The organism is Pseudofrankia asymbiotica (assembly GCF_001983105.1).
GTDB lineage: Bacteria > Actinomycetota > Actinomycetes > Frankiales > Frankiaceae > Pseudofrankia > Pseudofrankia asymbiotica.
Genome location: NZ_MOMC01000012.1, coordinates 96002 through 121827 on the forward strand (window position 1 = coordinate 96002; position 25826 = coordinate 121827).

The following is a 25826-nucleotide window of genomic DNA, read 5'->3' on the forward strand; positions in this document are numbered from 1 at the left end:
GCACGCGCACGGCCGCCGCGCGGAATGGCCACAACCTCGACCGTGCTGGTGACCGCGGCATCGCGTTCTCCGGCCTGTCTCCCGAGCTGGACGATGACGCGGGCCCGCTGCTCGATGGCGCGGGTCAGGTGCTCGACGGCGCGGGTCAGGTGCTCGACGGCGCTGCCCTCGACTCGGACCAGGTGATCGACGTCGATCCGGTGCTCGATGTGGACCTGCGGGAGCCGCTCGACGATCTGCCGCGCTGGGACCCACTCTCCGACGACCTGCCGGAGGAGCTGGCTGTGGGCCTCACCACCGAATCGACGACGGCCGACGACCTGCTGGGCCGCCGACCGCCGTGGTCGGACGGCCTCGACCCCGACAGCGTCGACTCTGATCTCGTCGGCCCCAGCAATGCCGGCCTCGGGTTGCCCAGCCTCGTATTGCCCAACCTCGGGTTGGACGGCCTCGACAGCGTCGACCCGGACGGCCTTGGCCTGGACAACGTCAACGAGACCTCCGGCGATGACGGGACCGAGATCCCGGCCGTCGCCGACGGCTACACCTCCCCCTTCGGGGACGTCCTCGCCGACGTCACCGATAGCGCCACGGCCCCGGACAGCGAGTTCGCCCCGGATGGTGGGTTCGCCCCAGCCCACGGACCCGTCTCCGATGGTGGGCTTGCCTTCGACGACGGCCGGGTCTTCGACGACGCCCTCGCGCCCCGTTCCGCCGCGTTCGKCGGCCCGATGTTCGATGACGGCCGGGTCTTCGACAGCGGTGCGGTTCTCGACGACGGTCCAGCATTCCCCGCGCCCGGCTCGTTCGACGACATCCCGGCATTCCCGGCCCCCGACTCGTTCGACGAGCGGCTCGGCTTCGTCGGTGGCCTGGGCGGCGGCTACGGGGAGGATCTCCCCGGCGACGCGCTGGGGGCCGTGCTCGACGACGCGATTCCGGGCCCGGTCGGCGGCGACGCCTTCGAGCCCACCGACGGCGGCCTGGCCGACGCGGCGGCGCACGGCCTCACCAGGGCCGAGGAGACCGCCCTCGCCGACAACGCCGGTGCCCTCTCGGACGTCGACATCTCCATGGATGAAGGCGTCTTCGAGCTCGCCGACGAACTTCCCGCGAGCGAGCCGGAACCAGCGACGTGGAACGGCGCCGCCGAACCGGCCGAGATCCTCGAACGGGTTGAGACCGCCGAACCGGTTGAGACCGCCGAACCGGTTGAGACCGCCGAACCGGTCGAGGATCTCGAACCGGTCGAGACCGCCGAACCGGCCGAGATCCTCGAACCGGTCGAGACCGCCGAACCCGTCGAGACCGTCCTGGCGGACGACACGGACCGCTCCGGCGAGGACGGCGAGGAACCGCCGAACCCACCGGGGCCGGTGCATCCGGACCAACCGACCGAGCGGGCGTTCATGCTGTATTCCGGCTTCTCCGGCGAGCGCAGACACGTGGGTTTCCAGATCGGGACGCTGCCGGAGCCGGCGATTCCGGAGCGCTCGGTACCCAGCCTGGCCGCGCGGTCGCCCCTGGCCGCCGAGTCCGGCGCCTTGGCGCCCGTCTCCAGCGGTGGCGCCGTCCCGCTGCGGGCCCGGTTCGCGGCCGGGGACGAGCTGGCCGACGCTCACCAGGTGGCCCAGGACGAGGACGTCCCGACGAAGCCGGCGGAGACCACCGGCGCGGTCGAGGGCGCGAGCGCCGCCGTTGTGACGCCGGGGACCGCCGCCACCGGGACGGCGGGTGAGGCCCCGGCGACCTGGCCGCTGAGCATCCCGGCGGGCCGGGCCGTGAGGGCGGCCGTCTACAACCGGTTCTGGCACTCCATGGGCGGCGGCGAGCGCCATAACGGCATGATCGCCCAGGTGATGGCCGCGGATGGCGTCGAGGTTGACATCCTCGGCCACTCGGACGTCAATCTCGCTGATCTCGGCGCGCACCTCGGCCTGGACCTGTCGGGCTGCCGCTACGTCCGGATCCCGGACCGCGGCGAGGAGGACCTGTCGGTCCGGTCCGGTGAGTACGACCTGTTCGTCAACGGCTCCTACATGAGCCGTGTGCCGGCCCGGTCGCGCAAGGCCGCCTACCTGTGCTTCTTCCCGACGCCGTTCGACCACGACATGGCCGCGTGGCGCAAGGCGGCGGTGCGCTCCGCCGGGCCGCTGCTGCGGGGGGTGCGCCCGGCGGTCGACTTCGGCATCGGCTGGTATCCGCCGGAGGGCGGCCGGGTGCGCCAGTGGCGCTGGTCGTCCGGGAGCGCGGTGCTCTCGATCTCCCCCGGCAGCGAGCGTGTGCTGCGCGGCGACTTCGGCCGGCCCGGCGCTCCGACCGGCACGTCGCTGCGGATCCTCGACGCCGGCGGCGAGACGCTCGCCAAGATCGACGTGGGCGCGGAGTTCGTCGCGCACGAGATCCCGCTGCCCGAGTCGCCGACCGGCACCGAGATCACCCTGGTCTGCGAGCCGTTCACCCCCGGCCCGGCCGACGTGCGCGAGCTCGGCATCGCCATCAGCCGGCCGCGGGTGACCGACGCGGACGAGAGCCCCCGCGCCAAGGTGGCCCTGCGCTTCCCCTGGCTGCTGCGCGACCCGCACGACCTGGCCTGGATCGACCGCTACGACGCGGTGATGGCCAACTCCGACTACACCCGCGGCTGGATCCGGCGGCTGTGGCGGCAGGAGGCCGACGTCCTCTACCCGCCGATCCAGGTCGACCGGCTGCACCCGGCGGCCAGGCGGGAGAAGTCCATCATCACCGTCGGGCGGTTCTTCTCGCCCGGGCTCGGGCACGCGAAGCGCCAGCTGGAGATGGTCCAGTGGTTCGGCGAACTGCACGCCAGCGGGGCGCTGCCCGGCTGGACGATGCACGTCGTCGGCGGCATGGAGGACTCGCAGAAGCCCTACGTCGAGCAGATCAAGAAAGCCGCGGTCGGCCTGCCGGTCGAGGTGCACCCGAACGCGGCCCGCGGCGACGTCGAGCGGCTCCTGTCCACGGGCTCGGTGTTCTGGTCGGCGACCGGGTGGGGCGAGGACGAACGGCGTAAGCCCTGGACTGCCGAGCACTTCGGGATGACGACGGTCGAGGCGATGGCCGGCGGCTGCGTGCCGGTCGTCATCGACCGCGCCGGCCAGCGCGAGATCGTCCGGCACAGCATCGACGGCTTCCGCTGGACGGAGCCCGACCAGCTGATGTCGTTCACCCGCCGGCTCGCCACCGAGGAGGAGCTGCGCACGCGGCTGGCCACCGAGGCGGTCGGCCAGGCCCAGCACTTCTCCGACGCGGCGTTCGCCGAGCGCTGGCGCACGATCGCCGCGCGCCACCACCTCTATGAAGGCTGACGCGCCCTGAAGACGAACGGCCAGGTGTCGCCGCTGCGGGTGGTGCTCGACGGCACCCCGTTGCTGGGCCGGCGGACCGGTGTCGGGCGCTATGTCGAGAGCCTGCTGGTCGGGCTCGCCGACCTGGTCGGCGACGAGACCCTTGGCCTGAACGCCGAGACGATCGCCCTCGGTCTAGGTGCCGCCGACCTCGCCAGCCGTGGCGGCTCCGGCCGGCCCGGCGGCGCGGTGACACCCAGCGCCGGAGCGGGCCGAGGCACGAGCGAGCGGCGCTCAGCCGGTGAGGCCACCGAGCCGGCCGAGCCGGCGCTGGCCACCCGCGCGGCGAACGGTCGCTCCCCCGGCAGAGCGACCTTCGCCCCATCGGCGCGGCCGCTGGAGCTCGCCGCCACGGCGTTCACCTGGCGAGGCCTCGCGGGCCTGGCCGAGGCTCTGCCGCCGGGCATCGCTCCCACGGCGCGGCGGGTGCCGGCCCGGCTCCTGCAGGAGATCTGGGCGAACGGCGAGCGGCTGCCCGTCGAGCTGCTCACCGGGCGGGCCGACGTCGTCCACGGCACGAACTTCGTGCTGCCGCCCCTGCGCGCCGCGCGCGGTGTGCTGACCATCCATGACCTGTCCTACCTGCGCACCCCGGACACGGTCAGCGCCGCCTCCGCCCGCTACACCTCGCTGGTCCCGCGCGGGCTGCGCCGGGCGGCGGCGGTGATCACCCCGAGCCAGTCGGTAGCCGAGGAGGTGATCGCGGCCTACCGGATCGACCGCGACCGGGTCACCGCCACTCCCCTCGGCGTGGACGACGCCTGGTTCGACGCGACCCCTCTCAAGCCAGGCTGGCTCGAGGCGCACGGCCTCCCTGAGCGCTACCTGCTGTTCGTCGGCACCGCCGAGCCGCGCAAGAACCTGCGGACGCTGCTGTCCGCGCTACGCGGCCTGCACGGCACCTACCCGGACATTCCGCCGCTGGTGCTGGCCGGCCCGCCGGGCTGGGGGGCGGCGCTCGACACCGCGGGGCTGCCCGCCGGGGCGATCGTCAGCGCCGGCTACCTGGACGAGGCGGACCTGCGCACCGCGGTCGCCGGGGCGGTCGCGCTGTGCTTCCCGTCCCGCTATGAGGGTTTCGGCCTGCCGCCGCTGGAGGCGCTCGCCGCCGGGACGCCGGTCATCGCCGCGGACATCCCGGCGATACGCGAGGTGACCGGCCCGGTCGTCGGCGTCGCGGTCCGTCTCGTCCCGCCCGCGGACGCCGACCGGCTGGCCGACGCCCTGCTCGACGTGATCGACGGCGGTCACCGCGGCCTGGCCGACGGCTCGGCGCACCCCTCGCGCGCGACCGCGGCCGGCGCGGCTGGCCCGACGACCGATCCGCGCCGCGCGGGCCGCGACCATGCCCGCACCTACACCTGGCGCCGCACCGCCGCGCTGACCGCCGAGGTCTACCGCCGCGCCACTGAGTCCTGACGCTGACCACCAAGATCCACAATCGGGCCGCCGCGTCCCCGACGCTGACCACCAAGGTCTACCGCCGCCTCACCGCCGCGCCGTGGCGTCCTGAGCCGGGTGGGCTAGCCGCCCGAAGGGCTGGAAGCGGGGGCGGGCAGCGTGGCTGACTCGGCCGCGGCGGCGACGACCTCCGGGCCGCCGACGGCGGCCTCCACGGGCCGGACGGACGACACAGACGACACGGGTGTGGCGGGCACGTCGTCGTGGACATAGCGGCCACCGCGCAGGAGGGACGCGGCGGCGGCGATCAGCGTCATGACGATCGACATCGTGAAGACGATCGTCAGGCCGTGGTGGAACGGGCCGGTGATCAGGGAGGGGAAGAACTCCTTGCCGGTCAGCGCCTGGGCGTCACCCGGTGAGAGGTTCGCCAGCGTGTCCTGGCCGACGAGGTGCTCGATGGGGTTGTAGCCGAGGAACGCGGCGAACAGGCTCCCGACCGGGGGCAGCGAGCCGACCTGGGACGCCACGTCCGCCGGCACGCCGTGCGAGGCGAGACCGTCGGTCAGAGTCCGCGGTAGCACCGAGGCGAGACCCGCGATCATCAGCGAGAAGAACACGCCGATGGACAGCACGCTRCCGGAGTTCATGAACGTCGACCGCATGCCGGACGCGCTCCCGCGCAGGTCGGCCGGTACCGAGTTCATGATCGCCGCCGAGTTGGGCGCGGTGAACAGGCCGGAGCCGACGCCGTTCAGCAACAGCAACAACGCGAACGRCACGTAGTGGAAGTTCGTCGGGATCAGGAGCAGACCGGCGAGCGAGCACGCGCACAGCACCAGCCCGCCCGTGGAGAAGGCCCTGGCGCCGAACCGGTCGGACAGCGCCCCGGACACCGGCCCCGCGACGAGGAAGCCAATCGTCAACGGCAGCATGTAGATGCCTGCCCACAGCGGTGTCTGTTCGTAGTCGTAGCCGTGTAGCGGCAGCCAGATCCCCTGAAGCCAGATGATCAGCATGAACTGCAGGCCGCCCCGGGCGATCGCCGTCAACAGCAGGGCGATGTTGCCCGCCGCGAAGGAACGGATCCGGAACAGCTGCAGCCGGAACATCGGGTGGGCGACCCTCGTCTCGATGACGGCGAACGCCCAGAGCACGGCCACACCGCCGATCAGCCCCGTGAGCACCTTGGGGTTCGTCCAGCCCATCATGTGGCCGCCGTACGGCTGAATGCCGTAGGTGACGGCGGCGAGCAGCGCGGTCAGGCCGACGGCGAACGTCAGGTTGCCCAGCCAGTCGATCTTCGACGCGGTACGGCGACCGTTGTCCCGCAGGCTGACGTAGGCCCACACCGTGYCCGCCAGGCCGATCGGGACGTTCACCCAGAAGATCGCCCGCCAGTTCCACTCCGACAGCACACCGCCCAGGACGAGGCCGAGGAACGAGCCGGCGAGCGCGGCGACCTGGTTGATGCCGAGCGCCATGCCCCGACGGTTCGCGGGGAACGCGTCGGTGAGGATCGCCGTCGAGTTGGCCATCAGCATCGCGCCGCCGATCCCCTGGATGATCCGCATCACGATCAGCCACATCGCGGCCTTCGAACCCGTCCACGGAGTGATCGCCAACGCCGCGGAAGCGACGGTGAAGACGGCGAAGCCGGCGTTGTAGATCCGTACCCGGCCGAACATGTCGCCGAGCCGCCCGAGCGTGACGACCAGCACCGCGACCGTGACCATGTACCCCATCAGCATCCAAAGCAGGTAGCTGACGTTGCCCGGCTCCAACGGGTCGAGACCGATTCCCCGGAAGATCGCCGGCAGAGAGATGATCACGATGGACGCGTCGATCGACGCCATCAACACGCCCACTGTCGTGTTCGACAGCGCGATCATGCCGTAGTGCCGCCCACGGCCGGCCGCCATGGCGTCGTCGTCGACGGCGGMGGGCCTGGTGGGGTCGGCGCCGGACGCGGCCGGGGTCGGTGGTGAGGGCGGCCTCGGGGTCATCGTCGGTGCTGCTCCCCTCCGGGCCGGCATCGGTGCCTTCGGAGACAGGTCCGTGGACATACGCCGCCGAGCAGGCCCGACGTGTCGGYGGCACATACTTGCTTAACACAAGCTAACGATCGACATCTCCGTGCATCCCAAAATCTGACGTTCACGTAACTGATCGACTCCCGAGGCGTTACAACCAACGTCACGCGGCGTTCGGGAGCAGACACAGAGCCGGTGATGATCGGCTGGTTGCGCGAAGTCGGGCAGAATTTTTCCCGGACGGTGTCGATCCGGCCAGCAGCCGTCCGTCGGATCTGCGAGCGGCCCGAGATACGGGCCGCGAGACGACAGGGGACACGCGATGGCGCAGTACCTGATCCTGATCTACGAGGACGAGGCCGGCTATGTCACCGGTGGCGCGGCCGCCGCCGACCGGGCGATGCGCGAGCACGCGGCGTTCTCGGAGAAGAACGGGCCGTCGCTGCGCGGCGGCAACGCCCTCCAGCCGGTCGGCACGGCGACGTCGGTCCGCTCCGAGCACGCTGGCGGGTTCACCGTCACCGACGGCCCGTTCGCCGAGACGAAGGAGGCTCTCGGCGGCTACTACCTCGTCGAGGCCGCCGACCTCGACGAGGCGATCGCGATCGCGAAGGAGGTCCCGGCACCGTACGGCGGCGTCGAGGTCCGCCCGATCATGACCTTCGAGTAGACCGACCTCGAGCGGGGCCACCCCGCCGGCGTTCGCCCGCCAGCACGTACGCGTCCGGTCGGCGCGGATCTGTTCCGAGGGATTCCGGAGGTCCGAGATGCGCTCAGCCGAGGTGGCCGCCGCGGTCGCCGACGCGCACCGGCGCGAGTGGGCATACGTTCTCGCGGCGACGGTGCGGGTCACCCGTGACCTCGACGTCGCCGAGGAGTGCGTCCAGGAGGCCTACGCCCGCGCGCTGACGGCCTGGGCGGCCGAGGGGATTCCCGCGCGGCCGGGCGGCTGGCTGACGACGGTCGCCCGGCGCCGCGCCATCGACCTGCTCCGCCGGGACGCGGCCCTGCGCCGCAGCCTGCCCCTGCTGATCGAGGACGAGGCCGCGCCAGGCCCGGAGGACGAGGCGGCCTCGTCCTGCGGGCCTGGCACCTGGGCACGGCCAGGTCCCGGGATGCCGGCGCTGGACCTCACCGACCTGCCGGTGGTCGAGGGTGCCGCCGACGACCGTCTTCGGCTGATCTTCACCTGCTGCCACCCGGCGCTGGCGCCCGAAACGCGGGTGGCGCTGACCCTGCGGCTGCTGTGCGGGCTGACGACAGCCGAGGTGGCCCGGGCGTTCCTCGTGAGCGAGCCGACGATGGCCGCCCGGATCACCCGCGCCAAGAAGAAGATCACCGCAGCCCGGATCCCGTACCGGGTGCCGCCGCCCGCCGAGCTGCCCGAGCGGGTCGACGCGGTGCTCACCGTCGTCCATCTGCTCTTCACGACCGGCCACACCGCGCCCGCCGGCGCGGACCTGGTCCGCCGTGACCTCGTCGAGCGGGCGCTGGACCTGGCCCGGATGCTGCGCCTGCTCCTGCCCGACGACCCGGACGTCGCCTCCCTGCTCGCCCTCATCCTGCTCACCGACGCCCGCGCGGCCGGCCGGGTCGGCCCCGACGGGCGGCTGCTGCTGCTCGCCGAGCAGGACCGGGCCCAGTGGGACCGGGCCGCGATCGACGAGGGCATCGCCCTGGTTCGGCAGGGGCTGCGGCGGCGCGGGCCGGGCCACGGCCCGGGGCGGCTGCCCGGCCGGTACCCGCTGATGGCCGCGATCGCGGCGGTGCATTCCGGCTCGCCCAGCTGGGCCGACACCGACTGGCGGGAGATCGTCGGACTCTACGGCCTGCTGGCCGAGCGCTGGCCGTCGCCGGTCGTCGCTCTGAACCGGGCGGTCGCGATCGGTTTCGCGGACGGGCCGGCCGCCGGCCTCGCCGCGCTGGACGACCTCGCCACCGAGCCCCAGCTCGTCGGCTACGGCTACCTCCCGGCCGCCCGGGCCGACTTCCTGCGCCAGCTCGGCCGCTTGGGCAAGGCCCGCCTCGCCTACGAGGAGGCCCTGGCCCTCACCGACAACTCCGTCGAGCGCGACTTCCTCACCACCCGCCTCCGCCAGCTCGACCAGCCCTGAGACCTCATGAGACCCCGGCGGTCCGCGGGCGGCGCGGTGGTCACAGGAAGCCACGGCGGCGAGGGCGGGCCGTCAGCCGGCCGGGGCCAGCTCGCGCGGGGCGGTGGCCAGGGCGAGCAGCTCGTCGACGGACCACTGGTCGTAGGCGTGCTCACCGTACCTGGCGGCGAGCACCTTGCCGTCGGGCGCGATCAGGAAGTCGCCGGGCAGGCCGAGGCGGCCGTTCGGCTGGCGCCGCGCCGGTGGCCGGTCCCGGCGCCGCAGGACCGCCCAGGTGCTGCGGGCGACCCCGCGAATGACCCCGCCCCACGCCCGCGGGTCGAGCAGCGCGCGGGCGGCCGACTCGACGCCGAACTCCGCGTAGAGCCGCCTCTCCGGGTCGGCGATCAGCGTCAGGGGCAGCTCGTCGGCGTAGCGGGCGAGTTCGGCCGCCAGCGAGTGGAAGACGACGACCTCCCGCACCCCCGCGCCCTCGATCTCGGCGATCCGACGGGTGATCGAGCGAAGGTGCAGGTTGCAGATGGGGCAGCCGGCGAACCGCCGGAACTGCAGGTGAACGAGCCGTCCAGCCGGGTCGGGGACCGGCACCGGCGGGCCGGCGACAGGCACGAGCTCGCGGGCGGTGACCACGGCACCGGGCCGCACCGGGTTGCGCGGGGTGTACATCAGGAACTCACTCCCATCGTAGGCGTACGAGGTACGCTTACCAGCGTAGGCGTACCTTGTACGCTGTCAACCCGTTGAAGCCGACTACCCGATGGACGATCCCGATGCCGCGCCGCCCCTCGCTCACCCATCTGCAGCTGGCGTCGGCGGCTCTTGACGTCGTCGACCGGGACGGACTCGCCGGGCTGACGATGCGGGCCGTCGCCGCCCAGCTCGGCGTGAGCACGATGGGGCTCTACCGGTACGTCCAGGACCGGGACGAGCTGGAGGAACTGGTCGTCGAGACGGTGCTCGGCGAGATCGACACGGATCCGCCTGGGCCGGGYGATGCCGCGTCCTGGCGAGAGCAGCTCACGGTGATGGCCAGACGGCTGCGCGACGCGGTGGGCACCCACCCGTCGACGGTCCCCCTGGCCCTCACCCGCCGGTACCGTTCGACGGCGATCACGCGCTGGTCGGAGACGGTGCTCGCCATCCTGGCCGGTGCCGGCATCGACGGCGAGAAGCGCGTGATCGCGTTGCGCAGCCTCCTGGCCTACGCGATCGGCGCCATCCAGCTCGAACACCTCGGCGGCCCGTCCGGCCTCGACGCCCTGGCCACCGTCGCCAACTCCGCCGTCTCGCCGGAGTTCCCGTTTCTGGCGGACAGCGCCGCCACGGCGGCCGGCGTCACCCGCGACGAGGAGTTCGTGGGCGGTGTGACCCTCCTCCTACGCGGCCTGACTCCCTGACGAGGATGTGCGCGCACAAGGACTTGGCCCTTTCACATTCGGCGCCGCCTTCATGATCTGGTGGATTTTCAGGAACTGGGGCTCCGAAGATCCCACCAGATCATGAACAGCCCCCGCCCGTCCGCCCCTTGCGGCCGACGTGTCGTCCTACGACGCTTCGAGCCTGTACCCGGTGTTCCTTGGAATCTGGTCGGGGCGGATCCGGATGTTGAGAGGCGTGAGCATGGTGACGGAAGGCAGYGGGCCCGCGGGCGCGTTAGCGGGCAAGGTCGCGGTTGTGACCGGCGGGGGGCAGGGAGTCGGCCGAGGCATCGCGCTCGCGTTGGCTGGCGCTGGAGCGCGGGTGGTCGTCTGCGGCCGTACCGAGACGACGCTCGACGCGGTTCGCGAGGAGATCGAGACACGCGGCGGCATGGCCCTGACCATCCGCTGCGACGTCACCGTGCCCGCYGACCTCACCCGGCTCGTGGAGCGGACGGCCGAGGCGTTCGGGACCATCGACATCCTTGTCAACAGCGCCATGATCGTGCCACACGGGACACTGCTGGACATCAGCGACGAGACGATCGCGGCCGGGTGGGAGTCGGGCCCGCTCGCCGCGCTCCGCCTGATGCGCCTGTGCCATCCGCATCTGCGGGGCGGCGGTTCGGTCGTCAACATCTCCTCTGGCGCCTCGATCGCACCGATGACCCACGACCGCGCCGTCTACGCGGCGACGAAGGCCGCGCTGAACTCGATCTCGCGCGGCGCCGCCACCGAATGGGGCCCCGACGGCATCCGCGTCAACACGATCATGCCGTTCGCGTCGTCACCCGCGCTGGACCGCTTCGCCGCCGACGAGCCCGCGGCCATGGCCGACGTCCTCGCCACCATCCCGCTGCGCCGCACCGGCGACCCCGAATCCGACATCGGCCAGGCCGCCGTCTTCCTGGCCAGCCCCGCCGCCGCCTACATCACCGGCGCGATCCTCCCGGTAGACGGCGGCGCCGCCTACGTCCGCTGACGACGGGTCAGGGACTTGGGGTCAGGTCAGCGGTGGCTGGGGCGGCGGCCACGACCGGTCGGGGCATCGGCGGGCGAGCGGGGGGCGAGGCCAAGGCGGAGGCGGGGGCCGAGGCCGAGGTGGGGGCCGGACGACGGTTCAGCCGTGGCCGTGGGACGGGCCAGGTGGGGACGACGGCGGTGGAGAGGGACCACATGGCGGCGGCGAGGAGGGCCAGGCCGGTCAGCGCGGCCAGGCCCAGCGTCCAGAGCGTGAACGTGGGTACGTGGACTCCGCTCACTATCAGCGCCGACCGGAGGCGGTTGACCGTGTCGTACTGGTGCAGTGCTGGGAGCTTGAACGCCAGCTCTCGTCCCGTCATGACGGCGGTCATGGCGGCGAGCGCGGCGACCGCGACGACGGTGGGCAGGCCGCGGCGCGCGCCTGGCAGCGCGGCGAGCGCGGCGGCGAGGAGCAGCGTCGCGACCGGTACGGCCGGCAGGAGGTAACGGGCGAACCACGCGCCGCCGGCGGCGACATAGCCGACCAGCGTGGCGCCCGCGACGGCGACGTGCAGCATGATCAGCACCCAGGCGACCACGCCCGGCGCCCGGCGGCGGCCCACGCGGAGAAGGCGCGCCGTGAGGTCTCGCGTCCCAGGTAGCGCGGACTCGCGCGCCGGACAAGGCTCGGGTGCTGGCCGCGGATCGGACCCCGGATCGGGCTCGGGTGCCAGACCAGGAGCGCTGTCGTCCGGCGCCTCGCGGGCGGGCGGCAGGGCGAGCAGCGGCGCGGGTAGCTGGGCGGCCGGGACGAGCTGGGGTGACCGGGCAGCCGGGGCCCGCCGGGCCGCGAGCAGCCGCGTGGCGCGCGCCCACAGGGCGACGCACTGGCGGGCGGCCCAGCGCAGCGCCGCCAGCGTGAGGCCCGCGGCGAGCACCAGCAGGACCAGCTTCGGCCCGTCCGTCAGGTCACGGCCATCGGACAGCAGGCGCGGCCGGCCGTAGAAGCCCCGGTAGATGGCCCAGGCGAAGACGCGCGAGTGCAGGATCTCGTCGGCCGTCATCGGCTTTTCCGATATCGGGAACATCTTGGCGATCAGGCCGCTCGCCGTGAGATCGCCGTAAAGCTGGATGTTTCTCCAGTAGAACCAGCCGACTCCCGCGCAGACGACCGCCGCGCCGCCCGCCACAGTGGCGATCCCGAATCCAAGCCGGCGCCACCTCCCGCGGGTGTGAAGGGCGACGGCGATTCCGGCGACCGGCAGGAGAAGCCCCGCCTCGACCAGGCCGCTCGCTCGGGTCGCCGCCGCCGCGAGCACCGCTACCGCCAGGCAGAGCAGGCGCGTCGCGGACGGGCCGCGCCGCAACAGCGCGACCGTCGCCGCCAGACTCGCGATGATCGTCACCAGGGATAATCCGTCGTTGTAGAGCTGGCCGCAGGAGTTGACGAACATTCCGACCGTGCCCATGACCGCCGCCGCGCCGACGGCCAGGTCCGGGCGCGCGGGTACCAGCTCGCGTACCAGCCAGGCGAGCGCGGCGAGCGCCGCGATTCCGAACCCGACGTTCAGAAGCCGGGCCGCGTGGAAACCGGCGATCGGGTGGCCGCTGTGAATGCCGGTCGTGAGCGGGACCGACTGGATGGCGTAGAACAACGGCGGATGGTTGGCCGTGTAGGTCAGCTGGGTGTTGCTGTGAACTCCCCGCGGCCCGTGGGCGCAGGCGGGCATTCCGCCGGCGGACGCCATCTCGACGGCCACCGACAGCGGCCGTGCGCTCCTGGCACCGCCGGCCGTCGGCCGAGGGACGGTTCCGGTGCCGCTGGCCGGCCCGGGGGCGGCTCCAGCGCCGCCGGTCGTCGGCTGGGAGGCCGTTCCGGTGCCGCCGTTTGTCGGGCGGCCTGGTTGGGTGGCACCGGTTTCAGCGACCACAGGCACCACCAGTGGCGGGCTGGATGTCGCGGGGCGGCCGGTCTCGCCCGGGCGCGGCTCTTCCCGCGTTCCGGCACCGGGGGCGGCGGCTGATCCATGTCCTGAGCCGCTCTCGTGGGCCAACCGCGCGCGGGCCGCTTCGAGGCCGGCCCTGGCCTGTTCGGAGGTGACGACGCAGTCGGCGGGGATACCCGGCATTCCGGGGAGGAGGGAGCGGACCGGCGTGTCGATCATCGGCAGGCTCCCGCTGCCGATCTCCAGGGCGTAGGAGGTGTGCTGGGCCTCGTCGGCGCTGGTGAAGGGCGGAATGGCGAATGCCGTCAGCGTCGCAAGCACGGCGAACACCAGACTCGCACCGGCGACTCCGACCACTACCCACCGCCGCGTCGCCGAGCGACCGGCATCCCGGTCATCGCCCGGACCGGCGTCATCACCCGGACCTGGGTCATCGCTAGAACCGGTGCGCCTACCGACACGCCTACCGATGGCCTCCACCCCGCCACGACGCGGGACGGCGATGCGGACGCGGAGGGCACCCCTGGCACCGATGCCGTGCGTCTTCTCGCGGGCGCCGGTCTCGCCGTCGTCGATCTCGCGGTGATCGATCTCGCGGTGGTCGTGGTCGTACCCCGACCGCCGCTTCCCCGCCGTCCCCACCTGGCATCCCGATCATCGCGGGCGGCCGGGCCTTCGTCGGCCAATACGCCCGAGGAAGACGTTAGCGGGCCACCTTCGACGACCGTGCACGCACCCGGTGGAGCCAGGCGATTACGTCAAACCGTCATGCCCTGGAGCAACTCGGCTGTCACGTCTGGGCGGCCGACCCGCGAGGCGCGGAGTAGGGGCGGCGCGACGGGTCGGCGGTGCCGGGCTCGGCGGCCGGCGGCAGCGGGGCGAGGTCCGCGATCGCGGAGAAGTCCTCCTCGCCCTGACCGCGGCGGGCGGCCTCGGCGGTGAGGCCGAGAACCGCCTGGGCGAGGCCGAGGTGACGCGGGGTCGCGCGCGCGGCCAGCCTGACGTCCTTCGCCAGGGCCTCGACGGTGAACGCGGGCGGGGTGAAGTCCCCGGAGTCGATCATCGACCGCTTGTAGCCGAGGACTCCGCCCAGGAACCCGCCGGCCAGCTCGTCGAGCACGACCTCGCGGTCGAGGCCCAGGTCGACGCCGAGCGCGACGGTCTCGGCGATGGCGGCCATCGCCTCGGCGAGGCTGAGGTTGACCACGAGCTTCAGGGCACTGCCCGCGCCCACCTCGCCCACCCGGACGATCCGCTCCGGATCCCCGAACAGCTCCAGGGTCGGCCGGGCGGCGGCGAGGTCGGCCTCGCTCGCGCCGACGAGGATCTTCAGCTTGCCCTCCCGGGCCGGTCCGAGGGTGCCGAGGACCGGCGCGTCCACGTACCGCAGCCCGGCGGCGGCCGCGGCCCGGCCCAGCTCGCGAGCCGACTCCGGCCCGACCGTCGTCGCGTTGATCACCAACAGCCCGGCGGGCGCGGCGACGTGAACCGACTCCATCACCTCGCCGGCCGACTCCGGCCCGAACAGCATCAGGACGGCCACGTCGGCGTCGGCGACGGCGTCCGCGACGGAGCCGGCCTCGCGGGCGCCGGCCGTGACCAGCTCGGAGGCCCGGCCGGGCGTCCGGTTCCAGACCGTGAGCTCATGCCCGCCGGTCAGCGCCCGGGCCGCCATCAGCCGCCCCATCTTGCCCATTCCGAGAAATGCCACCCGCACGTTCGGCCTCCCATCGCTACGCGATTGCCGCCACGAACCACGGCCTACCCGGCTCAACCGGCCTCGCCCGCCAACCAGCACGGATCCAGGCCATGGCACGGTCGCCAGGAGCGTTGTCGTCACGAACCGCCCACGACGCCCGTCTCATCCCCCCGGACCACCCTGTCACCGCGCCAGGCCCGACGTGGCGCCATATGTCAGCCTTCCGGATGTCGGTCGTTCGCTTTTCATCGGGACCCGGACGACCGCACCGGCCGGCTCTGCTCGATGGCATCGGGGGCATCGGACGGGCCGAGGGGATCGGACGAGCCGGAGGCGTCGGATGGGCCGGAGGCATCGGACGAGCCGGCACTGGCCGGTTCGGAGGGGCTGGGCGCCGGAACCGCCAGGACCAACGCGGGGACGGCACCCGCCGGTGCCGGCACGCGGGCGTCGTTCCCGCCGGCACCGCTGACAGCACCGGCCCCACCAACCGCACCGGCGGTGGCCATCAGGGGCGCGGTTGGGCCGGGGGCGGGCCGCAGGGCGCGCGCGAGGCTCGCGGCGCCAAGGACCGCGCCGGCGCCGAGGACGCCGATGACGGACGAGAGATAGCGGTAGTCGAAGCCGGCGGTCAGCGCGCTGATCGCGAGCACCGACAGACCACCGCCGCCCGCGAGCCAGTACATCGGCGGGGGGCCGGGCTGGCGGCGCCGGCGAGCCACCGGGACGGCGAGCAGCCCGGCGACCAGGCCGGCGCCGACGAGGGGCATCGGCGCGTAGCCGAGCCGCGAGTAGTCGGCGAGCCGCTGCGCGAGCCCCGTCCGCAGGGATGTCACGACGTAGTAGCCGTCGGCCGAGCGCGGATCGCTTTCCGGCAGGACGTTGGTGGCCGTGCCCGGCAGCTCCCAGGTGTCGGCGCGGGACGTCGTGGCGTTCTCGTGCCGGACCGGGGAGAAGTAGCCCACCAGGTAGTCGCCTGACGTCCGCAGCATCATCCATGGCTGCGCCCGGACGATGTCGTTCGCGAACTCGCCGGCGAGCTCCTCCCGGCCCTTGGGGATGCGGGTGTGGCCCTGGCGCAGCGGCGACTTCGCCAGCCACAGGTAGGTGTCGGGCTGGGTGCGCTCCGCCACGGGCCGCGGGTCGCACAGGGTACGCAGCACGGGACGGTCCGCGGGCAGCGCGGCGCAGTCGGCGAACGGCGCGACCCGGCCGTACAGGAAGTACCCGGAGTGCGCCGAGACGTTGAAGTGCTTGCCCTGCGAGAGGCTCCAGCCGCTGTACGCGCACATCGGCGCCGCCGCCGCGCCGACGAACGAGAGGACCACGGCGAGTACCCGCATGATCGCGTGGACCTTGTCCGTGCCCTGCTCGCGGCGGCCCCGGACGGCGGCGGCCGTCGCGGTCACGACCAGGACGGCGAACGCGACGACGAGCGGTCCGTAGCCGACGGTCCGGACGGTGAGGCTCGCGCCGAGCAGCACGCCGGCGAGCGCCGCGGCCCACACCCGCGGCCGGCCGGGCATCGCGAGCAGCAGGAGCCCGACGCCCGTGAGCACGCTGAACAGCGTCTCCGCGAGCACGAACTGGCCGAGATCGAGCACCCAGGGCGACAGCAGCATGGGCACGGCGCACAACGCGGCCACCCATGGCCGCCTGGTCACCCGGACGGCCACCGCGTACAGCACGATGCCGGCGGCGAACGTCAGCGCGTGCTGGATGATCACCAGCCGGGTGAGGTGGGCCTGGCCGTCGACCAGCCGCAGGAACATCGGGTAGCCGGACGGCCGCCAGTCCTCGGGCCACAGGCCGTGCCACGCCTGGTCCAGGTAGGCGCCCGAGTCGCCCAGGTACATCAGCGCCGGCCGGTAGGTGACCACGACGAGCACCCTGGCGACGAGCGCCACCAGGGCGACCACGCCGAACACGGCATGTCGCCGCGCCCAGAGGCCCAGCCGGCCGGGAGGGGTCGTCGAACCGACGACCGGGTGCGTCGTCACGGTCGTGACCGACTGGTCAAGCGGGGTCGCCATCGTCGTCAAGTGTCCCAGCCGGTCCCGCCATGACCGCTCCGCCCTCCCCGGTGTCTCCCGTGTCCGCGTGTTCCCGCACGTCGCGCCACCGCCGCCGGCTCCGTGGGGGAGGCCACCACGCGGAGGTGACCCAGATCTCTGCAGTCTCGGAATTTTTGCGTTGACTGCAAACTTGTAGGAGAGGCAAAGTTGTAGTGCACGCACGATCGACCGGCCYGGCACCGCGTCCAGCCCCGACGCGGCCCCTGATCCCGCCGCCGCGGCCGGCGACCGCGCAGGGCTATCCCGAAACGAGAGTCGCGAGCGACGGACCCGAGAGGCCCGAAGGCGCACCCTTTGGAGACACGCAGATGAACTCGCCACGTAGCGCCGCCCGAGCCATGACCACTCGGGCAACCCGGACGAAGGACGGCCGCCGTACCTCGACGCCCGACTACCGGGCCTCGAACCTCACCAGCGGCACGGCGGCCGGTACGGCCGACAACGGCCGCCGGATCTGGCTGATCGTCGCCGCCCTCGGCACCGGCCTGCTGCTGGCCTCGCTCGACCAGACGATCGTGTCGACGGCGCTGCCGACGATCGTCGGCGACCTGGGCGGCGCCTCGCACCTGTCCTGGGTGGTGACCGCGTACCTGCTGGCCTCGACGGTCTCGACACCGATCTGGGGCAAGCTCGGCGACCTCTACGGCCGCAAGCGCTTCTTCCAGGCGGCCATCGTGATCTTCGTGGCCGCGTCCATGCTCGCGGGCCTCAGCCAGTCGATGACGCAGGTCATCGCGTTCCGCGCGCTGCAGGGCCTGGGCGGCGGCGGCCTCGTGGTCGGCGCGATGACGATCATCAGCGACATGGTCTCGCCCCGTGAGCGCGGCCGCTACCAGGGCGTGTTCAGCGCGCTGTTCGCCGTCTCGTCGGTGCTCGGCCCGCTGCTGGGCGGCCTGTTCGTCGACCACCTGTCGTGGCACTGGATCTTCTACATCAACGTTCCGATCGGCGTGGCCGCGTTCGCCGTCGTCACCGCGGTGCTGCCCGCGATCCGCAACCGGGCGAAGGCCTCGATCGACTACCTGGGCGTCGCCGTCCTCGCGGCCRCCACGACCTGCCTGGTCCTGTTCACCAGCCTCGGCGGCTCCTCGATCGCGTGGAGCTCGGCGACGAGCATCGGCCTCGCGGTCGGCGGCGTCGCGCTGCTCGGGCTGTTCGCGCTGGTCGAGCGGCGGGCGGCCGAGCCGGTGCTGCCGCCGCGGCTGTTCAAGCTCAGGGTGTTCAACGTCGCCAGCCTGATGAGCTTCGTGTGCGGCTTCGCGATGTTCGGCTCGATCATCTTCCTGCCGCTGTTCCTGCAGGTCGTCAAGGGCATCGACCCGACCGTGTCCGGCCTGCAGATGCTGCCGATGAGCCTCGGCCTGATGATCGCCTCGATGACGACCGGGCGCCTGATCTCCGCCTTCGGCCGGTACAAGGTCTTCCCGATCCTCGGAACCGGCCTGATGACGATCGGCACGGCGCTGTTCTCGCTGCTCACCCCGGACGTCTCGACCCTGCGGCTGAGCCTGTCGATGTTCGTCTTCGGCGCCGGGATGGGCCTGGTCATGCCGGTCCTCACCCTGTCGGTGCAGAACGCGGTGGACCCGCGGGACCTGGGCGCCGCGACGTCGGGCTCGACGTTCTTCCGCTCGATCGGCGGCTCGTTCGGCACCGCGGTGTTCGGCACGATCTTCGCGAACGTGCTCGCCGGCAAGCTGGCGCACCTGACCGGCGGCACCCCGCTGCCGGGCGGGGTCACCGGCTCGGATGTGAGCCCCAAGCTCATCGCCGGCCTGCCCGAGGCCCTGCGCACCGGCTTCATCCAGACCTACACCGACTCGCTGCAGGTCGTCTTCCTGGTCGCGGTGCCGATCGCGTTCCTGGGGTTCCTGACCGCCTGGCTGCTGCCCGAGCTGCGCATGCGCCGCAGCAGCGGTCTCGACGCCCGCGCCGAGGCCACCGCGGCGGCCGACGCCACCCTGGTCGGCGCGGCGGCCGACGCCGTGCTGGTCAGCGCGACGACCGACGCCGTGCTGGTCGGCGCGACGACCGGCCCGCTCGCCACGGCCGGGGATGGCCGGCCGCGGACCTCGACCGGCGCGACGATCGCCCCGGCTCCGCGCCCGGCCGGCCTCGACCTGCGCACGGCCGGCGGCGACGAGCCGGAGCTGACCATCCCGGACACGGTTCCGGCGGACCTGCTGCTCTCCGGCGACCTGGCCGGGCGCGGCCACTCACCCAGGCACGACGGCTGAGCGGGGCGCCTGCCACGGAGCCTGCCCGGTCACCCCGAAAGGGTGGCCGGGCAGTCCAGCCAGGCCCAGCAGGCCGGGATCGCATCTTTTCACTGACTGCAAACTTGTATTGACGGCAAACTTGTAGAGTGTGCAAAATACGGCGCGAGGGAGGAGGACGGGCGATGGGAATGAGTGCCGGCGCTGTGGCCGAGCCCACCGAGCTCGGTCTGCGCGAGCGCAAGAAGCGCCAGACCCGCGACGCGATCCGGGAGGCCGCCGTCCGCCTCGTCGCCGACCGTGGCCTCGAGCGCGTGACCGTCGACGAGATCGCCCAGGCGGCGAACGTCTCCCCGCGCACCTTCTTCAACTACTTCCGGTCCAAGGAAGACGCTCTCGCCGGGATCGACAAGGACGAGATCGAGGAGACGTGCGCCGCGCTGCGCGCCCGGCCGGCCGACGAGCCGCCGCTGAGCGCGGTCGCCGCCATCCTTGTCGGCCGGCTCGAGCGCAAGATGCTCGACCCGCAAATACAGCAGGCGCGGGTTCAGATGCACCAGAGCCATCCGCAGCTGTTCGGCGTGCACGCCGCCACGTGGCGCAACTTCGAGCGGCGCCTCGCCGAGGTCATCGCCGAGCGCACCGGCCTGTCGGCCGACGAGGACCCGTACCCCGCGACCGTCGTCGCCGTGGCGATGGCCGTCGTCCGGTCGACGATCTCCCACTGGCAGGCAACCGAGAACCCTTCCGCGGCAACGCTGTCGGAGAACCTGCGGGCGGGGTTCGACAGCGTCGCCCGCGGCCTCACGCCGCCCGCGCCGCCGCCTGAGCCCAGCGGGCCCAGCCCAGCCGAACGCAGCCCAACCGGGGCAGTCTGACCGGGCCCAGCCCAACCGGGCCTGGCCTGACCGGGCCTGACCTGGCCTGACCTGGCCTGGCCTGGCCTGGCCTGACCGGTCGCGACCCAACCGGGCCCAGCCCGACTGAGCACGGACCGCGCCGCCCCCGGCGCGCGAACCCGCCGACGATGCCCCGCCCAGCCGCCGAGGGAGAACGTGATGGCTTCACCCAGCACAGCGAGCCGGTCTCCGGAGCCCACCCCTCCCGCCGGGCCACCGACGGCGGACGACCCGGAGAAGCCGGGAGGACACCGGGTCGGCCTGATCCTGCTCGCCCTCGGCGTGGGCATGCTGCTCGCCGCGCTCGACCAGACGATCGTGTCGACGGCCCTGCCGACGATCGTCGGCGACCTCGGCGGCGCGGAGCACCTGTCCTGGATCGTCACCGCTTACCTGCTGGCCTCGACGGTGTCCACGCCGCTGTGGGGCAAGCTGGGCGACCTCTACGGCCGCAAGATCTTCTTCCAGGCGGCGATCGTCATCTTCCTGGTGGCGTCTGCGGTCGCGGGGCTCGCCCAGTCGATGGGCGAGCTCATCGCGTTCCGCGCGCTACAGGGCCTGGGCGGCGGCGGCCTCATCATCGGCGCGCAGACGATCCTCGGTGACGTGCTGTCGCCGCGGGAGCGGGGCCGCTACCAGGGCGTGTTCAGCGGCCTGTTCGGCTTCGCGTCGGTGGTCGGCCCGCTGCTCGGCGGCCTGTTCGTCGACCATCTGAACTGGCGGTGGGTCTTCTACATCAACCTGCCGCTCGGCGCGATCGCGCTGATCATCGTCGCCTCGGCGCTGCCGTCGACCCGCAACCGGGTGAAGCGGTCGATCGACTACGTCGGCACGCTCGCGCTCGGCGGTGCCGCCACCTGCCTGGTGCTGTTCACCAGCCTCGGCGGCACGACGCTGGCCTGGAGCTCCCCGGCCAGCGTCGCCCTGGCCGTCGGTGGCGTGGTGCTGCTGGTCGCGTTTGGCTTCATCGAGAAGCGGGTGCCCGAGCCCGTGCTTCCGCCGAGGCTGTTCGCGAACCGCGTCTTCAACGTCTCCAACCTCATGGGTTTCGTGTGCGGCTTCTCGATGTTCGGGGCCATCACCTTCCTGCCGCTGTTCCTGCAGGTGGTCCAGGGCGTCGAGCCGACGGCGTCCGGCCTGCACCTGATTCCCGTCATGGGCGGCATGCTCGTGTCGTCGACCCTCACAGGACGGCTGGTGAGCAGGACAGGCCAGTACCGGGTCTACCCGATCGTCGGCAGTGCGCTGGTGGCGGTCGCGCTGACAATGCTCGCCCTGCGGATCACCCCAGGCATCGGCTCGACGGAGCTGGTCATCTACATGGCGCTGCTGGGCCTTGGGCTGGGCGGCGTGATGCCGGTACTGGTGGTCTCGGTGCAGAACGCCGTCGAGTTCCGCGACCTCGGGGCGGCCACGTCTGGTTCGGCGTTCTTCCGTTCCATCGGCGGCTCGTTCGGCACGGCCATCCTCGGCGCGATCTTCGCGAACCAGCTGACCAGCAAGCTGGTGACGGAGCTCCACGGCGCCTCGCTGCCGGCTGGCTTCAACTCGTCGGAGGTCAGCCCGAAGCTGGTCGCGGGCCTCCCGCCGGCGGTTCGCCAGGGCTTCGAGGGCGCGTACACCGACGCGATCCAGGTCGCGTTCTGGGTCGCCGCCCCCGTCGCGGCGCTCGCCCTTCTCCTCAGCTTCTTCCTGCCCCAGTTGAGCATGCGCTCGACCAGGCATGTGGTGGAGACAACCCCGGCGACGCCGGGCGCCGGGTCGGAGGCCCTGGCCAACGGCTCGGAGGCCCCGGCCGACGGCACCGCCCCGGCCGTCGCGGTCGCCGAGGGCTCTGCCGCTGGCACCCGCGCGTAGCGGCCCCGGTCTCCGCCCGGCCACCGGGGTCTCGGCCCGGCTACCGGGTCTCCGCCCCGTTACCGGGTGCCCACCGCGGCTTCCGGACCGGCGGCGGAGGCCGGCTCGGGCCGGGCTGGATGATCCGCGGAGCTCACGGTGGGTGGCGTCGCCTGGTCGTCTGAGGACGTCGCATCGTCATCCGCGGTCGGCCCCGCCGGCAGGCCGCGGAGGGACGAGCGGGCGACGACCACCAGCGCCGCCACGACGAGCGCGCCGGTGGCCGCGAGGATCGTCCAGGTGACGCCTACGGGGAACGGCGCCCAGCGGGCGATCGCGGCGGCGGCGTCCGGGATCCGCGCCGGGGTGAAGGCGACGCCGCGGCCGAGCCAGTAGTAGCTGCAGATGGCCAGCAGCGCGAAGGCCTGCATGAGCACCGCGCCGACGAGCAGGATCATCGGAGTCCAGCGCGCGCGCCGGCCGAGCAGCCGGGCAAGACCCGCCGCGGCGACCACGGCGATGCCGACGACGCCGAGATAGAGGTAACGGCCCTGGACGGCGATGCCTCGGGTGTAGCGCTCGTACTCGGCCCAGCTGCGCTGGCCGACCGTCACATAGGCGAACGCGGCCGGCAGCAGCAGCACCGCCGGCACCGCCGGCACCGCGGGGGTACGCAGCCGGCCCGGCCAGCGTCGCCCGGCCGGCGTCGCCGCGTCGCCCGTGGGCTGGGCCGGGATCGCCGGGACGGCCGGCTCCTCGGAACCGGGCGCCGGCCCGCGCCCGCGCCCGCGCGGACCGGCCAGGCCGCTCGCGAGTCCGACCAGGCCGACGGCGAGGACGACGACGGTGGCGGAGACGATCGCGATCGGCGTCAGCTGCGGCGGCTCGAACAGGCCCAGCCCGGCCCAGAACCGGTTGAACATGGTCTGGACGAAGTACCACAGCCAGGTCCAGAACGAGTCGGGCAGCAGCAACGGCTCCCGGCGGGGCGGGTCCACCCCCCAGCCGTTCGGCTGGACCGCCCCGTAGAGCACGTAGTTGCGCACCCACCACCAGCCGCCGGCGGCGAGGCCCACGCCGAGCGCGATGGCCGCCGGCCGCCACGGCAGCGAGGCGAGCGCCGCGCGCAGGCGGGCCCGGCGCGGCTCGGTGACGGCCGGCCTCGCGTCAGGGTCGCGGTCGCGCAGCCAGCCGACCAGGTAGGCGGCGGCGACCATGAGCGGCAGCAGCAGGGCCGTCCCCTTGGACATCAGCGCCACCGCGAGCCAGATCCCGGCCCAGACCGCCGTGCGCGTCTCGCCCTTTGGCCTTCGAGGGCGCGCGGCTTCGCCGTTGTCGCTCCCCGTTCCGCCAGGGGGGTCGCCGCGCAGCACCCCGGCGAGGACGAACGTCAGCGCGCTGGCGGACAGCATGAGGATGCCGTCGTTGTTGAAGGACGAGCCGACCCGGGTGAGGCCAGGAATCGCCAGCGGCAGCACCGCGGCGCCCCGCCCCGCCGTCTCGGCGAGGCCGAGGCGGCGCGCCGTCGCCCAGGCCAGCAGCGGCAGCGGCGCGACCAGCAGGATGTTGAGCAGCCGCAGGACGTAGACCTGCTGGTCGTAGGCCCAGTCGTCCGAGCCCGGCAACGCGGACAGCAGCCCGGCGCCGACGGCGTAGACCAGCGGCGGGTGCTGCACCATCTGGTTCGACAGCCGGCCGTCGGTGACGGGGTCCGGCCCGCCGAGCTCGTCGAACGAGCCGCGCTCGGGGCGTGGCGTCGGGGTGATCTCGGCGAACGACGGCGAGCCGCGCCGCTTGCCGCCGGACAGGAACATGTCGGCGTAGTCGCCTCGGTCGAAGTCGTCCGAGGTCGCCGCGACCCCCTTGGAGATCATCTTGTCGCCCGGGCCGGGCCAGCCGGCGCCGTGCTCGAGCCCGTAGACCATGTCGACGTGCTGCGCCTCGTCGTAGCCGGCCCACGTCGGGTAGATCACCGAGTAGGTGGCGAGCAGCGCGACGTGCAGCGCGGTGATCAGCAGCACGGCCGCCGGCACCCGCCGGGCGAGTGCCCCGGCCGCCCCGGACGCCTTCCCGAGGGCCCGCCGCGCGCGCCGCGCATGCCGCGGGTGGTCCGGGGTGCCGGCGGCGTCTGGCGCTGGTCCGGCTGACGGGTCGGACGGGGTCGACTGGGCGGGAATCCCCATGCCGTCCGCCTCGGGCGGGGGGGACGTGGTGTCGGTGCGCTCGCTGATCTTTGGCTCCGTGGTTGCTTCGTCGCGGGCGCGTCGCGCGCCCTCCTCCGGCCATGCCGGCCGCCAGGCCGGCTCCGCCGGTTTTCGCGGCCCGTTTCCTGGCCGAACGGCCCCTCGTTTGGGCCGTGGTCCGTTGCGATTCGGCCCGATATGGCCCGCGACCCGCCCGTCAAGCCTAGACGACCGGTTCCGGCACCCCGGCGGCCCGGGCGACCACGCCACCGCGCATCGCGGTGCTTACACCGCGGTGCCTGCTCCGCGCGACCCCGCGCGGCGCTCGCCAGGCTCGCCGCGCGCCACGCCGTCCGTACGCCGTGCATCGTGCGCCGTGCGCCTTGCTGCCCAGGTCTATGCGATGCCCGGGGTGTGAGGTGTTGCCCGCGTGTGGGCCGTGCCACGACGCCCGGCCGCGCCAGGTGCCTGGTGCTCGCCGCCGGACGCCGCGCGGCGCGGGCGCCCCGCTCGGCCAGCGGCGGCGGGAGTCCGACCACGCCACCGCACAAACCTGTGCAATGCCTGTGAATCCGCCCTGGCCTCTCGCCGGTGGTGGGCGGGCACGCGCCGACGCACCCGCCCTGAGCCGTCCGGCCGGCGTCGGAACCCGCCCGGAAAGGGACAGCGGGTGCCTACCTGACGTGGGTGCCGGGTTGTTCGGCGGTCTGCCAGACTGCGAACCGTGCGCGTACTCGTGATCGGTTCTGGTGGCCAGGTCGGCTCCGACCTGTGCCGGCTGCTCGCCGCTGATCCCCGGCTGCCGGCCTCCGCCGGGCTGACCCGGGCGGAGTGTGACATCACCGATCCGGCCAGGGTCCGAGCGGTGATCCGTGACCAGGCCAGGCCGGCGAAGGTCCAGGGCGGGCTCACCGTCGTGAACACCGCCGCCTGGACCGACGTCGACGGCGCGGAGACCGACGAGGCGGGCGCCTACGCCGTCAACGCCGCCGGGCCCGCGCACCTGGCCGCCGCCTGCGCGGAGGCCGGCGCGACGCTCGTCCACCTCTCCACCGACTACGTCTTCGACGGCACGGCCGACAAGCCGTACGAGGTGGACGACCAGACCGGCCCGGTCTCCGCCTACGGGCGGACCAAGCTGGCCGGCGAGCAGGCCGTGCTCGCGCTGTGCCCGTCGGCGTACGTGGTCCGTACGGCCTGGGTGTATGGCGCGGTCGGGAAGAACTTCGTCAAGGCGATGGCGCGGCTGGCCCGTGAGCGCGACAGCCTGACGGTCGTGGACGACCAGCGCGGCTCGCCCACCTGGTCGGCCGATCTCGCCGCCGGGATCGTGGAGCTGGTGCTCTCCGGCGCCGCGCCGGGCCTTTACCACTACACGAGTGCCGGCGACACCACCTGGTTCCACTTCGCCCGGGCGATCATGGAGGAGCTGGGGCAGGACCCGGCCAAGGTCGCCCCGACGACCACCGCCGCGTTCCCGCGCCCCGCGCCCCGGCCCGCCTATTCGGTGCTTTCCGCCCGCCGCTGGCACGACGCCGGCCTCAGCTCGCCCCGTCCCTGGCGGGACGCGCTCGCCGCCGCCTTCGCCGCCCATCCTGTCGAGCTGCGCGGCTGACGTCGTCCAGGACGGCTGATCGTCCAGGACGGCTGGCAGGACGGCTGACCAGAACGAGGG

Annotated in this window: 16 protein-coding genes; 10 read left to right on the plus strand and 6 right to left on the minus strand. The window is 73.2% G+C overall.

Going from position 1 to position 25826, the window contains the following annotated elements; translation table 11 throughout:
- Positions 1-1817 precede the first annotated feature (1817 nt).
- Positions 1818-3329 (plus strand): glycosyltransferase, encoded by a 1512-nt coding sequence (locus BL253_RS06035; RefSeq protein ID WP_096335927.1) that lies wholly within the window; start codon positions 1818-1820, stop codon positions 3327-3329.
- 33 nt (positions 3330-3362) lie between these two features.
- The gene (locus BL253_RS06040; RefSeq protein ID WP_420801626.1) at positions 3363-4787 is read left to right on the plus strand and encodes a glycosyltransferase family 4 protein; all 1425 of its coding nucleotides are present in this window, start codon (positions 3363-3365) and stop codon (positions 4785-4787) included.
- 104 nt (positions 4788-4891) lie between these two features.
- Here the strand turns inward: BL253_RS06040 and BL253_RS06045 are convergent, their stop codons facing one another.
- Entirely contained in the window at positions 4892-6775 is a 1884-nt protein-coding gene (locus BL253_RS06045; RefSeq protein WP_076814292.1) for an MFS transporter, read from the minus strand.
- A 349-nt stretch (positions 6776-7124) separates the two neighbouring features.
- Here BL253_RS06045 and BL253_RS06050 point away from each other — a divergent pair, with 349 nt between their 5' ends.
- Both BL253_RS06050 and BL253_RS06055 read left to right on the plus strand, forming a co-directional pair.
- A complete protein-coding gene (locus tag BL253_RS06050; protein ID WP_076814293.1) occupies positions 7125-7472 on the plus strand; it encodes a YciI family protein in 348 nt (115 codons plus the stop codon).
- 97 nt (positions 7473-7569) lie between these two features.
- On the plus strand, positions 7570-8916 hold the full coding sequence (locus tag BL253_RS06055; RefSeq protein ID WP_076814295.1) for an RNA polymerase sigma factor: 1347 nt from the start codon (positions 7570-7572) through the stop codon (positions 8914-8916).
- Between the two features lie 72 nt (positions 8917-8988).
- On the opposite strand, the gene BL253_RS06060 is transcribed toward BL253_RS06055, so the two are convergent.
- Entirely contained in the window at positions 8989-9582 is a 594-nt protein-coding gene (locus BL253_RS06060; RefSeq protein WP_076814296.1) for a peroxiredoxin-like family protein, read from the minus strand.
- Positions 9583-9686: 104 nt separating this feature from the next.
- On the opposite strand from BL253_RS06060, the gene BL253_RS06065 reads away from it, so the two are divergent.
- Positions 9687-10313, plus strand: coding sequence for a TetR/AcrR family transcriptional regulator (locus tag BL253_RS06065; RefSeq protein ID WP_076814298.1), 627 nt, complete (start codon positions 9687-9689; stop codon positions 10311-10313).
- Positions 10314-10536: 223 nt separating this feature from the next.
- The gene (locus tag BL253_RS06070) at positions 10537-11316 is read left to right on the plus strand and encodes an SDR family NAD(P)-dependent oxidoreductase (RefSeq protein ID WP_076814379.1); all 780 of its coding nucleotides are present in this window, start codon (positions 10537-10539) and stop codon (positions 11314-11316) included.
- A 7-nt stretch (positions 11317-11323) separates the two neighbouring features.
- Here BL253_RS06070 and BL253_RS42830 read toward each other — a convergent pair whose 3' ends face one another.
- From BL253_RS42830 to BL253_RS06085, 3 genes are all read right to left on the minus strand, one after another.
- Positions 11324-13564 carry a hypothetical protein gene (locus tag BL253_RS42830; protein ID WP_198946188.1) on the minus strand — a complete coding sequence of 747 codons (2241 nt, stop codon included), beginning with the start codon at positions 13562-13564 and terminating at the stop codon, positions 11324-11326.
- 469 nt (positions 13565-14033) lie between these two features.
- Entirely contained in the window at positions 14034-14960 is a 927-nt protein-coding gene (locus BL253_RS06080) for an NAD(P)-dependent oxidoreductase (protein WP_076814302.1), read from the minus strand.
- 227 nt (positions 14961-15187) lie between these two features.
- A complete protein-coding gene (locus BL253_RS06085) occupies positions 15188-16975 on the minus strand; it encodes a hypothetical protein (protein ID WP_241834569.1) in 1788 nt (595 codons plus the stop codon).
- 350 nt (positions 16976-17325) lie between these two features.
- Between BL253_RS06085 and BL253_RS06090 the strand changes: the two genes are divergently transcribed.
- From BL253_RS06090 to BL253_RS06100, 3 genes are all read left to right on the plus strand, one after another.
- Positions 17326-19254: an MDR family MFS transporter gene (locus tag BL253_RS06090; RefSeq protein ID WP_241834570.1), complete on the plus strand. Its 1929-nt coding sequence runs from the start codon at positions 17326-17328 to the stop codon at positions 19252-19254.
- A gap of 164 nt (positions 19255-19418) precedes the next feature.
- The gene (locus tag BL253_RS06095) at positions 19419-20111 is read left to right on the plus strand and encodes a TetR/AcrR family transcriptional regulator (protein WP_076814304.1); all 693 of its coding nucleotides are present in this window, start codon (positions 19419-19421) and stop codon (positions 20109-20111) included.
- A 180-nt stretch (positions 20112-20291) separates the two neighbouring features.
- Positions 20292-21989: an MDR family MFS transporter gene (locus BL253_RS06100; protein ID WP_241834571.1), complete on the plus strand. Its 1698-nt coding sequence runs from the start codon at positions 20292-20294 to the stop codon at positions 21987-21989.
- Positions 21990-22048: 59 nt separating this feature from the next.
- Here BL253_RS06100 and BL253_RS06105 read toward each other — a convergent pair whose 3' ends face one another.
- A complete protein-coding gene (locus BL253_RS06105; protein ID WP_241834572.1) occupies positions 22049-24151 on the minus strand; it encodes a glycosyltransferase family 39 protein in 2103 nt (700 codons plus the stop codon).
- 736 nt (positions 24152-24887) lie between these two features.
- On the opposite strand from BL253_RS06105, the gene rfbD reads away from it, so the two are divergent.
- Entirely contained in the window at positions 24888-25766 is an 879-nt protein-coding gene (rfbD, locus tag BL253_RS06110; RefSeq protein ID WP_076814383.1) for a dTDP-4-dehydrorhamnose reductase, read from the plus strand.
- The last annotated feature ends 60 nt before the right edge of the window (positions 25767-25826 follow it).

Bases quoted from the DNA above. Each gene is read 5' to 3' on its own strand.
- BL253_RS06035 (WP_096335927.1), top strand. From the start codon at position 1,818: ATGGGCGGCGGCGAGCGCCATAACGGCATGATCGCCCAGGTGATGGCC.
- BL253_RS06050 (WP_076814293.1), top strand. From the start codon at position 7,125: ATGGCGCAGTACCTGATCCTGATCTACGAGGACGAGGCCGGCTATGTC.
- BL253_RS06055 (WP_076814295.1), top strand. From the start codon at position 7,570: ATGCGCTCAGCCGAGGTGGCCGCCGCGGTCGCCGACGCGCACCGGCGC.
- BL253_RS06060 (WP_076814296.1), bottom strand. From the start codon at position 9,582: ATGTACACCCCGCGCAACCCGGTGCGGCCCGGTGCCGTGGTCACCGCC.
- BL253_RS06085 (WP_241834569.1), bottom strand. From the start codon at position 16,975: ATGGCGACCCCGCTTGACCAGTCGGTCACGACCGTGACGACGCACCCG.
- BL253_RS06095 (WP_076814304.1), top strand. From the start codon at position 19,419: ATGGGAATGAGTGCCGGCGCTGTGGCCGAGCCCACCGAGCTCGGTCTG.
- BL253_RS06100 (WP_241834571.1), top strand. From the start codon at position 20,292: ATGGCTTCACCCAGCACAGCGAGCCGGTCTCCGGAGCCCACCCCTCCC.
- BL253_RS06105 (WP_241834572.1), bottom strand. From the start codon at position 24,151: ATGGGGATTCCCGCCCAGTCGACCCCGTCCGACCCGTCAGCCGGACCA.